Origin of the sequence: Methylobacterium sp. Leaf94 (assembly GCF_001426045.1) — a bacterium.
In the GTDB taxonomy this organism is placed as follows: domain Bacteria; phylum Pseudomonadota; class Alphaproteobacteria; order Rhizobiales; family Beijerinckiaceae; genus Methylobacterium.
In genome coordinates this window covers 1-13,722 of record NZ_LMRM01000038.1, presented here as the reverse complement: position 1 = coordinate 13,722, position 13,722 = coordinate 1, and the positions used below count along the sequence as shown (strand labels likewise).

Genomic DNA, 13,722 nt, shown 5'->3' with positions numbered 1-13,722 from the left:
CGGGCGTCGTGCTCGTCAGCGGCGGCCGCCAGGTGCGCGACACCGAGTTCGCCGTCGTCCGCGCCGGCCTGAACTACAAGTTCGGCTCCTACTAGGATCTGAACCCACGGCCTCCCGCGCGGTCGATCCGGTCGCGCGGGCCCCGGCCAACAAGAAAGCCCGGCCTCGCGGCCGGGCTTTCTTGCGTCTGGGCTCCTCTTCAAGACGGGCGTCCGTTCGGGGCCCGTCGATCGTCGCCCGCGCGTCCGGTCTTCCGAAGGCGCGGGCGATCACCGTCTCAGATGTCGAGCTCGGCCCCGTCGGCGAAGGCGGCACGCTCGGAGATGAAGGTGAAGCGCGCCTCGGGCTTGTTGCCCATCAGGCGCTCCACCGCGTCCCCGGTGGAGTCGCGGGCCTCGTCCAGCACCTCCACCCGCAGGAGCGTGCGCTTCTTCGGGTCCATGGTGGTCTCCTTCAACTGGGCCGGCATCATCTCGCCGAGGCCCTTGAAGCGGCCGATCTCGACTTTGCCGTTCTTGAACACCGTCTTGATCAGTTGCGCCTTGTGGTCGTCGTCGCGAGCGTAGGCCGTCTTGGCGCCCTGGCTGATCCGGTAGAGCGGCGGGATCGCCAGGTAGAGGTGCCCGCGGTCGATGAGCTTGGGCATCTGCCGGTAGAAGAAGGTGATCAGCAGCGAGGCGATGTGGGCGCCGTCGACGTCGGCGTCCGTCATGATGATCACCTTCTCGTAGCGAAGGTCCTCCGAGCGGTAGCCCGCGCCGGTGCCGCAGCCGAGCGCCTGGGTCAGGTCCGAGATCAGCTGGTTGGCGCCGAGCTTGTCCCGGCTGGCCGAGGCGACGTTGAGGATCTTGCCGCGCAAGGGGAGGATCGCCTGGGTGGCGCGGTCGCGCGCCTGCTTGGCCGAGCCGCCGGCCGAGTCGCCCTCGACGATGAAGATCTCCGAGCCGGCCATGCCGGCCTTGGAGCAGTCGGCGAGCTTGCCCGGCAGGCGCAGCTTGCGGGTGGCGGACTTGCGCGCGACCTCCTTCTCCTGGCGCCGGCGCAGGCGCTCCTCGGCCCGGTCGATCACCCAGTCGAGGAGCTTGTTGGCCTGGGCCGGGGAGGCGGCGAGCCAGTGGTCGAACGCGTCGCGGATCGCGGTCTCGACGATGCGCGAGGCCTCGACGGTGGCGAGCTTGTCCTTGGTCTGGCCCTGGAACTCGGGCTCGCGGATGAAGACCGAGAGCATCGAGGCGCAGGTCGCCATGACGTCGTCCGTGGTCACCGCCGTCATGCGCTTGGCCTGGCCGACGCGCTCGGCATGCTCGCGCAGGGCCCGCAGCAGGGCGACGCGCAGGCCGCTCTCGTGGGTGCCGCCCTCCGCCGTCGGGATGGTGTTGCAGTAGGAGGCCGAGACGCCGTCGTCGGTCACCATCCAGGCGACGGCCCATTCGAGGGAGCCGTGCCCGCCCGGCTTGGTGATCTTGCCGGAAAAGATCGCGTCGGTGACGAGTTCCTTGCCCTCGAGATCGCGGGCGAGATAGTCGCGCAGGCCCCCGGGGAAGCGGTGCACGGTCTCGGCCGGCACGTCGTCCAGGCCATCGAGGAGGGCGGGGGCGCAGCGCCAGCGGATCTCGACGCCGCCGAACAGGTAGGCCTTGGAGCGGGCCATCTTGAACAGGCGGCGGGGATCGAACTTCAGCGCCCCGAAGATCTCGGCATCGGGGTGGAAGCGCACGCGGGTGCCGCGCCGGTTCTGCACCCGGCCGACGGTTTCCAAGGGACCCTGGACATGCCCCCGCGAAAAGGTCTGGCGGTAGAGGGTCTGGCTGCGGGCGACCTCGACCTCGAGCTCGTCCGAGAGGGCGTTGACCACCGAGATGCCGACGCCGTGCAGGCCTCCGGACGTCTCGTAGACCTTCGAGTCGAACTTACCGCCCGCGTGCAGGATGGTCATGATGACCTCGAGCGCGGACTTGTTCGGGTATTTCGGGTGCGGGTCGACGGGGATGCCGCGGCCGTTGTCGGTGACGACGAGGTGGCCGCTCTCCTCCAGCTCCACCTCGATGAAGCTGGCATGGCCCGCCACCGCCTCGTCCATGGAATTGTCGATCACCTCGGCGAAGAGGTGGTGCAGGGCGCGCTCGTCGGTGCCGCCGATATACATGCCGGGGCGGCGGCGCACCGGCTCCAGCCCCTCCAGCACCTCGATGGTGGAGGCGTCGTAACCGGCCTCCGCCGAGACGGGGGGAAGCGGCGCCACAGCGTCGAGCTTGCGCCGCTCGGCGGCCTTCGGCAGCGGCGCCTTGCCGCCGGCGAAGAGATCGCGTGCGGGGTCGCTCACCGGAGCGCCTCGCGCGGGTGAGGGGGCAGCCGCGGGCTTCGCGGGCCGGATCGCAGAGGGAGACCGTGCAGCATTCGCCTTCATCCTCTCACCATACCGGAACAAACCGGAAACAGAAAGGGGTTCCCGCTCCGAGAGGCGGGAGCCGGAAGCCCCCGCCGCACAGGGCGTACCACCCCATGACATGGTATGGGGGTGGTTAAGAAGGCCTGACGGTGGCGTGATCCGTGGATCGTCGCGCCGGGCGCCGCGCCCGTGGGCCGCCTCAGGTCCCGACGCGGCCGCCCCCGCGGCGGGTGATCGTCAGCACCGCGGGGCGGGGCGGCATCGCCGGGTCGAAGTCCGGCCAGCGGGTGGCGGGCGCCTCGAAGGTGGCGGGCACCGCCTTCGGGTCCTCCTCGTCGGCCTCGCCGGGATGCTGGACGGCCACGAAGAAGGTGGTGTCGTCGGGGGTGAAATAGGGGCCGCACATCTCGGCGCCGTGGGGCACGCGGAAGAAGTGCTTGCCCGTGCCGCGGCCCGGCCCGTCCGTCTCCACCGCCCAGATGCCGTCGTTGCGGCCGGTGCGGGAGGGCGCGTTGCCGTCCGTGGCGACCCAGAGGCGGCCGAGGCCGTCGACGGCGCAATTGTCCGGCATGCCGAACCAGCCGTTCGTCGTGGTGGCCGACGAGAAGGTGGCGCCGACCTGGGCGATGCTCGGGTCGCCGCAGCGGACCAGGATCTCCCAGGTGAATCCGGTGGCGGCATGGTCGCCGTCGTCGGGGGTGAGCTCGACGATATGGCCGAACCGGTTGTCGGCCCGCGGGTTGGCGGCGTCGACCTGATCGGCCTTGCGCTTCCCGTTGTTGGTCAGCATCACGTAGACCTTGCCGGTCTTCGGGTTGGCCTCGACGTCCTCGGGCCGGTCCATCTTGGTGGCCCCGAGCCGGTCGGCGGCGAGCCGGGCGCCGATCACCACGTCGGCCTGGGATGCAAAGCCGTTCTCGGGCGTCAGCGGACCCTGCCCGAAGACCAGCGGCATCCAGGTGCCGCGCCCGTCGGCGTCGAAGCGGGCGACATGCAGGGTGCCGGAATCGAGGAGGTCGCGGTCGCCGCTGTCGGCCCGGCCCAGGGTGACGAACTTGTAGACGTAGTCGAAACGCTCGTCGTCGCCCTGGTAGATCACGTACTGCCCGGCCTTCGCGACGATGCCGGCCGCGCCCTCGTGCTTGAAGCGCCCCAGGGCCGTGCGCTTCTTGGGGACGCTCGTCGGGTCGAAGGGGTCGATCTCCACCACCCAGCCGAAGCGGTTCGGCTCGTTGGGCTCGCGGCCGAGGTCGAAGCGCGGGTGGAAGCGGCCCCAGGCATAGGCGTTGGCCGGCAGGTTGAAGCGCTTATGGTTGGCGGCCTCCGGCGAGTCCTTCGGCAGGGCGCCGGAGAAGTAGTAGTTGATGTTCTCCTCGCAGGTCAGCCACGTGCCCCAGGGGGTCGTGCCGCCGGCGCAGTTGTTGATCATCCCGAGGACCGACCGGCCGCTGGGATCGGCGCCGGTCCGCACCCGGTCGGTGCCGGCGGCCGGGCCGGTCAGCGCCATCGGCGTCGTGGCGGTGATGCGGCGGGCGTATTTGGAATCCGGCACCACCGTCCAGCGGCCGTCCCGGCGCCGGATCTCGAGGACCGAGCCGCCATGGGCCGCCATCTCGATGTCGACGAGCGCCCGGGTCATGCCCTGGAAGTCCACCGCCTTGCCGTCCTGGCGCCCGAGGCCGGGGAACATGAGTTCCTCGTTGGTGTATTCGTGGTTGACGACGAGGAGGCCGTGCGCCGCCGGGTCGGCCGCCCCCGGCATGGGGAAGTAGCCGACGAAGTCGTTGTTGTAGCCGAACTGCTGGGCCTGTGCCGCCGCGGACTGATTGCGCGGGTCGAAGGCGGGCGCGCCGGGCAGCACCGGGTCGCCCCAGCGGATCAGGATCTCGGCATCGTGCCCGGCGGCGACGTGGTGGTGCGCGTCCGAGCCGGCCTCGATCTCCGCGAACGGGAATCGGGAGTCGCTGGCCGGCGACGCCGGACCCACCGCCTCGCGGGCGGCCAGGGCGCGGGGCGTCACCACCGCCGCGATGGCGCCGACGCCGAGGAGACCGCGCAGGAGGTCGCGCCGATCGAAGCGCGCCGCCACCACGTCGCCGAAGGTCGGGTTGGCGCTGCCGTTCGATCCACGATCCTCGGCGGCCTCGGCGGCCTGCGAGCGGTTCTGGTTCGATGCGGTCATGGCGTGGCGGGTCCGGTGCGGGGCGCGGGCTGACGACCGTCCCCGCTACCCCGCCCGCATGGCACCGGTGTGACAGCGGCCGGTGCCCCGGCCACCGTTCCTTAAGCCTTCCGGCGTGCCGCGGCGGCGGGCTTCTCGGCCGCAGCCTTGGTGCTCTTCGCCGGTTTCTTGGCGGCCGTCGCCTTCGCGGCGGGCTTGGCCGAGGCCTCGTCCCCGTCCGCTGCAGCCGTCTTCCCGGCGGCCTTCGCCGCAGGGGCCTTCTTGACCGCCGCCTTCTTCGGCGGGGCCTTGGCGCCCGCCGCCTTGCGGGCCGGAGCCTTCTTCTTGCCCCCGCCCGCGGCTTCCCGGGCGGCGATCAGCTCCAGTGCCTGGGGCAGGTCGACCGCCTCGGCCGCCATGGTCTTGGGCAGCGTCGCGTTGGTGGTGCCGTCGGTGACGTAGGGGCCGTACTTGCCCGACTTCACCACGATGGGCTTGCCCGTCTCCGGGTGCTCGCCGAGGGGCCGGCCCGGATCGGCCGCCGGCCCGCGCCGGCCGCCGCCCTGCTCCTTGGCGACGATGAGGTCGATGGCCCGGTTGGCGCCGATCTCCAGCACGTCGTCGTCGCGCCCGAGATTCGCGTACATCTTGCCGTGCTGCACGTACGGCCCGAAGCGCCCGAGATTGGCCAGGATCGGCTCGCCGGTCTCGGGGTGGCGGGCCACCTCGCGCGGCAGGGCGAGCAGCTTCAGGGCCATCTCCAGGTCGACCGAGGACGGGCTGGTGCCCTTCGGAATCGAGGAGCGCTTGGGCTTGGGCGCCTCCTTCTCGGCCGCGGCCTCGCCGAGCTGGACGAAGGGACCGAAGCGGCCGTCGCGCACCGTCACGGGCAGGCCGGAGGCGGGATCGTTGCCGAGCACCCGCGTGCCGGGCTGACCGCCGTTCTCCGACGAGCCCTCGCCGTCGCCCTCGACGCCCGAGGCGGCGAGCTGGCGGGTGTACTTGCACTCCGGATAGTTCGAGCAGCCCACGAAGGCGCCGAACTTGCCGAGCTTCAGGGAGAGCTGGCCGGAGCCGCAGGTGGGGCAGGTGCGCGGGTTCGAGCCGTCGGCCTTCTCGGGGAAGATGTGGGCGCCGAGCAGGTCGTTGAGCGCGTCGAGCACCTCCGCGACGCGCAGCTCCTTGGTGCCGGCGATCGCGGCGGAGAAGTCGCGCCAGAAGTCGCGCAGCACCTCGCGCCAGTCGATCTCGGCGTTCGAGACCCGGTCGAGCTGCGTCTCGAGATCGGCGGTGAAGTCGTACTCGACGTAGCGCTTGAAGAAGCTCTCCAGGAAGCCGGTGACGAGGCGGCCCTTGTCCTCGGCCACGAGGCGCTTCTTGTCGATCCGCACGTATTCGCGGTCGCGCAGGGTCTGCAGCACGGCGGCGTAGGTGGAGGGCCGGCCGATGCCGAGCTCCTCCATGCGCTTGACGAGGCTGGCCTCGGAATAGCGCGGCGGCGGCTCGGTGAAGTGCTGGGTCGAGGCGATGCGCTCGCGCTTGAGCGGGTCGCCCGCCTTCATGGGCGGCAGGCGCCGGCCGTCCTCGTCCTCCTCGTCGTCCTTGCCCTCCTGGTAGAGGGTGAGGAAGCCGTCGAACTTCACCACCTGGCCGGTGGCGCGCAGCTCCAGCGTGCGCGGCCCGACCTGGGCGACGACGTCCACCGTCGTGCGCTCCAGTTCGGCCGATTCCATCTGGCTCGCCACCGTGCGGGTCCAGATCAGCTCGTAGAGCTTGGCCTGCTCGGCATCGACGGTGCGGGCCACCGCCTTGGGCAGACGGCCCATGTCGGTGGGGCGCACGGCCTCGTGCGCCTCCTGGGCGTTCTTGGCCTTGACGCTGTATTTGCGCGGCGCGCCCGGCAGGTAGCGCTCGCCGTATTCCTGGGCGACGACCCGGCGCACGTCGGCGATGGCTTCGGGCGCCATGTCGACGCCGTCGGTCCGCATGTAGGTGATGAGGCCCACCGTCTCGCCGTCGATCTCCACACCCTCGTAGAGCTTCTGGGCGGCGCGCATGGTCTGGGCCGGCGCCATCCCGAGCTTGCGGGAGGCCTCCTGCTGCAGGGTCGAGGTGGTGAAGGGCGGGGCGGGGTGGCGCTTGGCGGGCTTGGCCTCGACGCTGCCGACCGAGAAGGTGCCGAGCTCGAGGTCGCGCTTGAAGGCCGCCGCCTCCTCGCCGGTGCCGACGTCCAGGCGCTGGATGCGCTTGCCGTCCGCGCCGGTGAGGCGGGCCTCGAAGCTGGCGCCGGTCTCCGTCACCAGGGTCGCCACCAGGGACCAGTATTCCCGCGGCTTGAAGACCTCGATCTCGCGCTCGCGCTCGCAGACGAGGCGCAGGGCCACCGACTGCACGCGCCCGGCCGAGCGGGCGCCGGGCAGCTTGCGCCACAGCACCGGCGAGAGGTTGAAGCCCACCAGATAGTCGAGCGCCCGGCGGGCCAGGTAGGCGTCGACCAGCGCCTGGTCGATCTGCCGGGGCTGGCGCATGGCGGTCTCCACCGCCGTCTTGGTGATGGCGTTGAAGGTCACGCGCTCCACCGGCATGCCCTTGAGGGCGCGGCGGGCGGTGAGCGCCTCGACCACGTGCCAGGAGATCGCCTCGCCCTCGCGATCCGGGTCGGTGGCGAGAATCAGGCCGTCGGCGCCCTTCAGCGCCTTGACGATGTCGGAGACGCGCTTCGATCCGCGATCGTCGAGCTCCCACAGCATGTGGAAGTCCGCCTCCGGATCGACGGAGCCGTCCTTGGCCGGAAGGTCTCGGATATGGCCGAACGAGGCGAGAACCTCGTAGTCGCGGCCGAGATACTTGTTGATCGTCTTGGCCTTGGCCGGCGACTCGACGACGACGACTTTCATGTGCTGGTACTAGCCTCTCGTCAGGGCCTGACCCGCAGCAACGTCCATGCGCAGATTGTGCGGGGGGCGTCGCCACCCGTCCGGAGAGGGGGTCGGCGCGGGGGAGAAGTGGGTCAAGCCCAGGGGGATGTCAAATGGCCCCCCTGGCTCGGCCCGGCCTCACCCCCGTTTGGCGAAGGTCAGGGCGGCGTCGAGCGCCCCGTTCAGGGTGGTCACCAGCACGTCGGCGGAGAGGGTGCGGCGCAGCCGATCGAGGGAGGCCGGATCCCGCTCGCGCCAGAAGCCGACGAGGACCCGGACGCCGGGAATCGCCCGCCGCGCCTGGCGGACGTTCAGCCGGATCTGCGACAGGCTGACGGGCTCCAGGTAGGAGAAGCAGACCAGGGCGATCCCCGAGAGATCGTCCGGCGTTTCGCCCCGGCGCAGCTCCGCCATCGACATCACCTGTGCGCCGAGGCCGTGCCGGCCGAGGATCTGCCCCAGCATCGCGGTGGCCGCCTCGTCGAAGGGGCCTCGGCTCGACACGCAGAGCACGGGCCGGGCCGCCCGCCAGCGGGCCGGGAGGTCCTCCGGGCGCAGCACCACGGCGGCGACCTGCCGGTCGGGCCCGATGGCGGCGATGGCCGCCGAGGTCTCGGAATTGCCGGCCGAGGCGGAGGAACCGATCGTCCGGCCCGCCGGCACGGTCCCGAGGCGGGCGACCACGGCCCGGAGCGCGGTGCCGACCTCGTCCTGGCGGGTCCGGTCGAGGGTGCCGCGGGAGAGGTCCTCCTGCGCCATCAGCAGGCCGGCCAGCACCACCTCGTCGTAATAGGTGACGAGGGCGCGGGCCTTGAGGAACATCCGGCCCTGGTCGATCGCCTCCTCGGGGTCGCCCGCCAGCATGCGCTGGTAGAAGATCTCCGGCGGCGACAGGGCGGGGCGGTCGCCCAGGATGACGTCGAGATACCAGAGCCGCTCGATGTGGCGCCCCAGCACCACGAGGCAGACGGTGATGGGGGTCGCCAGCACGAGGCCGATCGGTCCCCACAGGAAGGCCCAGAGGGTGGCGGCCAGGATCACCGCGATGGGGGAGAGCCCGGTGGAATGGCCGTAGAGCAGGGGCTCGACCACGTGGCCGGCGATGGGCTCCACCACCACGAACAGGATCGCGGTGGCGATGACCATGCTCCAGCCCGGATCGACGGCGGCGGCCACGATGAGGGGCAGGAGGGCGCTGATCGCCGCGCCGATATAGGGCACGAAGCGCATGATCGCGGCCAGCACCCCGAACAGGATCGGGTTCGGCACGCCGATCCACCACAGGCCGAGGCCGATCACGAGGCCGAAGGCGATGTTGAGGATGAGCTGGGCCAGGAAGAACCGGCTGAGGCGGGCCACCGCGTCGTCGATGGCCGCCGTGGTCCGGCGCAGGTCCCCCGAGCCCGCCAGCCGGATCGCGCGGTTCCGCAGATCCTCTCGCTGCAGCAGGATGAAGATCGTGAAGATCAGGATCAGGCCCGTGGTGGCGAGGGGATGCAGGATCGGGCCGGCGACGGCGCCGAGGGTTCCGAGCAGCCCGGCCTTGGCCGAGGCGATCTGGACGTGGAGGGGATGGGCGAGGCTGCCCGCGCTGCCCTCGGGCGGGGTCGCGTTCGGGTCCGGCTGCAGCTCGGCGCTGAGATCCTGCACCATGTCGACCATGCGCGAGAGGGTGCCGCTGCCGGCGGTCGCCTCCTTCAGGGAGGCGATCTTCTCGCGCATCGTCACCTGGTAGCGGGGCAGGTCGGAGGCGAGCTGCGCCGTCTCGTTGGCGATCAGGAGGGCGACCCCGAGCAGCGCCCCGAAGGCGGTGAGCACCACGACCAGGACGGCGAGCGCCCGCGGGACCCGGATGCGGCGCAGGAGGCGCACGCCGGGCACCAGGACGAAGCTGAGCAGGATCGCCAGGGTCACCGGCACGAAGACGTCGCGGCCGAGATACAGGGCCGCCGCGATGGTGATCACGAGGAGGCAGGAGGCCAGGGTCGTGAAGACCGGCATCGCCTGCCGCAGGAGGCGGGCGGTGATGGGATCGTCGCTCATGGATGGATCGGTCTCGTTGGGGTGAGCGACGCGGCAGCCGATGCGACGGCATCGGGCGCGCGGGGCGCGCGGCCGGGCGGGCCGCCTCAGGCGATGGCGGGCGCCTGCGGACCGACGGCGGCGTTGATCTGGGTCAGCAGCTTGGAGAAGTCCACCGGCTTCGGGTGGTAGTCGTTGCAGCCGGCCTGGATCGCCTTGTCGCGATCGCCCGACATGGCGTGGGCGGTCAGGGCGATGATCGGGATGCCCTTGGTGTCGCTGCCGGATTTCAGCACGCGGGCGGCCGACCAGCCGTCCAGGATCGGCAGGTTCATGTCGAGGAGGATCACGTCCGGCTGCCCGGTGCGGGCCTGCTGAACGCCGGATTCGCCGTCATGCGCCAGGATCACGTCGTAGCCGCGCCGCTTCAGCCGGCGGGACAGGAAGTCCCAGATCTCCTCGTGATCTTCCACCAGAAGAATTTTCGCCATCGCCCCAATATCCTTCGATCGTCTTCGGCCCCGATGCCGCCGGATCTGTCGTAACCCCGGACGGTCCGCACGGGACCCAGCCCCCGATACACGAGCCCCCCGAGCAAGACACGTGCGCGGGCCGAGCGGTGAACGCGCGATCGGCCGGAACGGTCCATGGCATCCCACGCGATCCAGCGACACAGGCGCCGTGCTGTGACGGGCCTGCCCCTCAGGGGGCGCGCGGCGCCGGCGCCGGAGGATCGATGCTCGTCCGGGGACGGTCGTCGCTGTAGCGCCCCTGGCTCCCCGGGAGGAGCCCGGTGTTCTGCATCCAGATCATCAGCATCACGGCCGCCAGCAGCGTCGCGAAGGAGGTGAGGCGACCGATGTGGCGCCGCCGGACCACCATCAGGACGACGGTCGCCAGGAGCAGGAGGGACAGGAGGAGGAGGAGCATGCGGCCTTCCCGGACGGGCCGTCCGGCCGGAGACGGTTCCGGCACGGACCGCGGAGCCAACGGGATCGATGCCGCCGCCGTTCCACGGGCCGGGTCCCCGGGAATCAGGGGCGGCCAGGGCGGGCCCCGGAGATCCGCGACGGGATCGTCGAGGCGGCGAACGGCGCCATCTGCGGCTCGGATCCAGGCGGGCCGGCTCGACAGGACCTCGCCGATGACGCAGCGGTCGACCGACCTCGCCGCCGGCCCTGATCGCGACAAGACCTTCCGTGACAAGACGGAGGGCGGCGTGACGGTGGTTTTCCACTCTACCTGAGCCGCGACCGTCAAGACCGGGCAGGATCGCCGAAGTCAGAGCCCGCGCCGCGCGCGGGATTTCGACGCGCGGCCGGACAATAGCCATGGAGATCAGCCAAGGATATCTCGGCTCTCTTTCTCCGATGTGCATTGCGGGCCGCCCCCGGCATCCGCTAAAGCCGGACAATGTCAGACTTGGAATCCCTCCTCGACCGCCTCAAGGACGCTCAGAGGACCCTCATCACCGAAGCCGCGAAGATCGAGATGCTGCCGCCCGACAGCGTCCTGCGACGCGTGGCCGACCTCGAGAACACGATCGCGGCCGTGGAAGCCCTGATCGAGGAGCAGGCGCATCGCCGTGGCCGCGCCACGGGGTAAGGCTCCGCCACGAACAGGAGCGGCACTGCCGCTCGTGACGCCGGACGGACGCTACCTCGTGGTGCGCGGCCGGCTCTGGCGCCGGACCCGTCCCGACCTCGACCCCGCCGCGCGCGACGCCCTCGTCGCCGCGCTGATGGATGCGCGCCGGGCCGTGAAGGCCGGCAAGGCGGCCGGGAATGCGGACGCGGTCGCGCAGGCCCGCCGGGCCGTCGACGCGGCCAAGTGCGGCCTCGGGGAGCGCGGCCCCGTCTGGTGGGACGACGGCGCGCCCGACCTCAACCGGCACATGGCCCACACCACCCCCTACGCCGATTGGTTCGCTCGGGAGACGGGTGCGGCGGGATAGCGCGCCGACTGGACCCGCGCGGCGATTTCGCCTATATCGGACCTGCGGTTGATGACCGGTTCGTAATAACGTTTCAGGACCCGGAGGGCAGTACTCCGGCGCCTCCACCACAAGCCCATCCACGTCAGCGGGTGGTCTTCTGATGGGGGCGAAATAGGATCGACTGGGCGGTAAAGGGATCGCGAGTTCGCTCTCACTTCGGTGCGGGACGATGCGGCTGTCGGTAAGGACTCGACCGGTTCGACGCAGGCAACCCCTGTTTCGAGCATTTGGCCAAAACTCTAAATGCCAACGATAACGTTGTCATGGATGCCCGCCTCGCGGCGTAAGCATCTTGCGGTAGGGTAACCGTCGAAACAGAACCCGGAGCTTCGGCTCCGGGACCCACCCTTTCCTGATCATCCCAGACCGTCGAGAGACCGGGGCCCGCGCACACGCGGAAAGGCCCCGCGCGCGACCACGCCTCGACGACTTCCCCAGTCCACGTACGAAAAACCCCGGGGCCGAGGGCCGCCGGGGTGTCCGCCGTTGCGAGGGCCGCCCCCACGCGGAGGGCGGCCGTGGGGCGTCGATCAGACCGGCGTGGTCGGGTAGGCGCGCACGCGGTTGCGGCCCTCGACGGTTCCGCCCAGGGCGTTGCCCGGGATGGCGTTCGGCGAGGTGGCGGCGGCGGCCTGCGGGGCGGTCCAGCCCTCGGCCCGCCAGTTCTGGGCGCGCTCGTCGACGTCGATCGAACCGTGCTCCTCCAGGATGTCCATCACCCGGGCCGCCTGGGACTGGTCGGCCCGGACCGTCACCAGGGTGCCGCCGCGGCGCACGCCCTCGCTGTAGGTATGGGCGTCGGTCTCGCTGAGGCCCGCGCCGGTCAGGCCGCCGGCGAGGCCGCCCGCCGCCGCGCCGATGCCCGCGCCCGTCAGCGTGGCCACGAGCCAGCCCGCCGCCACGACCGGGCCGACGCCCGGGATCGCCAGCAGGCCGAGGCCGGTCAGCAGGCCGGCGGCGCCGCCCAGGACCGTCCCGACGGTGGCGCCCGCTCCGGCGCCGCTGGACGCCTTCTCCGGGGTGTCACCGTGGACGGGGGCGTCCAGGTCGGAGGCGGAGCGCACGCGCCCGGCATGCCGGTCCCCCTCGTTGCTGCTCACGATGCTGATGTCGGCATGCGCCACGCCGGCGGCCTCGAGCTTGGAGACGGCCGTGCTGGCAGCGTCGTAATCGTCGTACAGGGCGGTGATGGTCTGATGAGCCATGGGAAACTCCTGTGTGCGGGCGAGGGGAGGGGTGGGCGGTGGCAGCCTACTGGGCCGCGACGTTGCCCTTGAAGTCGACGCCGACCTTGACCGGCTTGCCGTCGAGCACCGCTTCGCCGCGCCAGATGCCCTTGTCGTCCTTAGTCAGGCCCTTGACGTCCTTGTAGCCGGCCTCGGTGAGGCGGTGGTGCGTCTGGGCCTCGGTGAAGCTGTTGGCGCCTTCCTCGAGCTTGGCGTTCGAGGCCGCCTTGGCCGTGGCCGGCTTGGTGGCGTCCGGCTTGTCGGTGTTGGGCCGGGTCACGGCCTCCTGGCCGCCGGAGGTGGCACTCGACTTGGCGTCCGGGGCCGGGGTGCCGGTGACGGTGGTCTGGGCGGAGGCCGAACCCGCACCGAGGATCGTCAGAAGGGCGAGGGTGGTCAGGGACCGTTTCACGGCGTTCTCCTTGGATAAGTCTAGGACGGGCAAGAGACCCTCTCAATTCCCGAGGACCGCAAAGCGTTCCAAGATGGAAACCGGCAATCCCGGTTCAAACGGCCAATCCGAAGCGTTGTCATAAATGTTCCACCTTGCCCTGACAGTGATGACGGGATGAAACGACAAGATCACGAGCCGACAAAAAACCAATTTTGATCGACGCATACGCTGCATCCCGGCATCAGATCTGCCCTTCACCGCGAAAGAACACCTTCCGATCGAGACGAGCCTGTGTTCGAAAAACGAGATAGGGGATCGCCCGCCGGGAGGCAGGACGTCGTGCCCGCGCGCGCCCTCCCCGAACGGATGGTGAAGCGCACCGCCGCGAAAAATCTGTCCGGCCAGGGTTGCCAGCGCAAAAAGGAGCCTCTAAACACCCGCTCACACCGGGGGCGGCACCAACCCCCACCGGTCGCAGGCGCCCGTAGCTCAGCTGGATAGAGCACCAGACTACGAATCTGGGGGTCAGAGGTTCGAATCCTTTCGGGCGCGCCACTATTTTTCATCATCTTACAGAACGCAAAGTCGTTACGGGGCAACGCTTTACTCCGTCACT

At 70.6% G+C, this 13,722-nt stretch carries 10 protein-coding genes, 1 tRNA gene, 1 other RNA gene and 1 pseudogene; 5 read left to right on the top strand and 8 right to left on the bottom strand.

Annotation, left to right across the window (positions count from 1 at the left end):
- A pseudogene (locus ASG63_RS25495) lies at positions 1-95 on the top strand (porin family protein); the annotation flags it as partial.
- A gap of 182 nt (positions 96-277) precedes the next feature.
- On the opposite strand, the gene parE reads toward ASG63_RS25495, so the two are convergent.
- From parE to ASG63_RS18145, 6 genes are all read right to left on the bottom strand, one after another.
- Positions 278-2,323, bottom strand: a complete 2,046-nt coding sequence (gene parE, locus ASG63_RS18170; RefSeq protein ID WP_056219713.1) for a DNA topoisomerase IV subunit B — start codon at positions 2,321-2,323, stop codon at positions 278-280.
- A 265-nt stretch (positions 2,324-2,588) separates the two neighbouring features.
- Positions 2,589-4,571: a PhoX family protein gene (locus ASG63_RS18165; RefSeq protein WP_056219710.1), complete on the bottom strand. Its 1,983-nt coding sequence runs from the start codon at positions 4,569-4,571 to the stop codon at positions 2,589-2,591.
- Between the two features lie 101 nt (positions 4,572-4,672).
- Complete coding sequence (gene topA, locus ASG63_RS18160; RefSeq protein ID WP_056219706.1) at positions 4,673-7,447, bottom strand: type I DNA topoisomerase; 2,775 nt, start codon at positions 7,445-7,447, stop codon at positions 4,673-4,675.
- Positions 7,448-7,606: 159 nt separating this feature from the next.
- Entirely contained in the window at positions 7,607-9,511 is a 1,905-nt protein-coding gene (locus ASG63_RS18155; RefSeq protein ID WP_056219703.1) for an AI-2E family transporter, read from the bottom strand.
- 86 nt (positions 9,512-9,597) lie between these two features.
- Positions 9,598-9,981, bottom strand: a complete 384-nt coding sequence (locus tag ASG63_RS18150; RefSeq protein ID WP_055955569.1) for a response regulator — start codon at positions 9,979-9,981, stop codon at positions 9,598-9,600.
- A gap of 211 nt (positions 9,982-10,192) precedes the next feature.
- Entirely contained in the window at positions 10,193-10,420 is a 228-nt protein-coding gene (locus ASG63_RS18145; protein WP_056219700.1) for a hypothetical protein, read from the bottom strand.
- Positions 10,421-10,903: 483 nt separating this feature from the next.
- Between ASG63_RS18145 and ASG63_RS18140 the strand changes: the two genes are divergently transcribed.
- From ASG63_RS18140 to ssrA, 3 genes are all read left to right on the top strand, one after another.
- On the top strand, positions 10,904-11,095 hold the full coding sequence (locus ASG63_RS18140; RefSeq protein ID WP_056219697.1) for a hypothetical protein: 192 nt from the start codon (positions 10,904-10,906) through the stop codon (positions 11,093-11,095).
- A gap of 25 nt (positions 11,096-11,120) precedes the next feature.
- Positions 11,121-11,444: a hypothetical protein gene (locus ASG63_RS18135; protein ID WP_082559383.1), complete on the top strand. Its 324-nt coding sequence runs from the start codon at positions 11,121-11,123 to the stop codon at positions 11,442-11,444.
- A 5-nt stretch (positions 11,445-11,449) separates the two neighbouring features.
- Positions 11,450-11,815, top strand: a transfer-messenger RNA (tmRNA) gene (gene ssrA, locus ASG63_RS24575).
- 201 nt (positions 11,816-12,016) lie between these two features.
- On the opposite strand, the gene ASG63_RS18130 is transcribed toward ssrA, so the two are convergent.
- Positions 12,017-12,691: a hypothetical protein gene (locus ASG63_RS18130; protein WP_056219691.1), complete on the bottom strand. Its 675-nt coding sequence runs from the start codon at positions 12,689-12,691 to the stop codon at positions 12,017-12,019.
- A gap of 46 nt (positions 12,692-12,737) precedes the next feature.
- Positions 12,738-13,124, bottom strand: coding sequence for a hypothetical protein (locus tag ASG63_RS18125; protein WP_056219689.1), 387 nt, complete (start codon positions 13,122-13,124; stop codon positions 12,738-12,740).
- Between the two features lie 460 nt (positions 13,125-13,584).
- On the opposite strand from ASG63_RS18125, the gene ASG63_RS18120 reads away from it, so the two are divergent.
- Positions 13,585-13,661, top strand: a tRNA-Arg gene (locus ASG63_RS18120).
- Positions 13,662-13,722 lie beyond the last annotated feature (61 nt).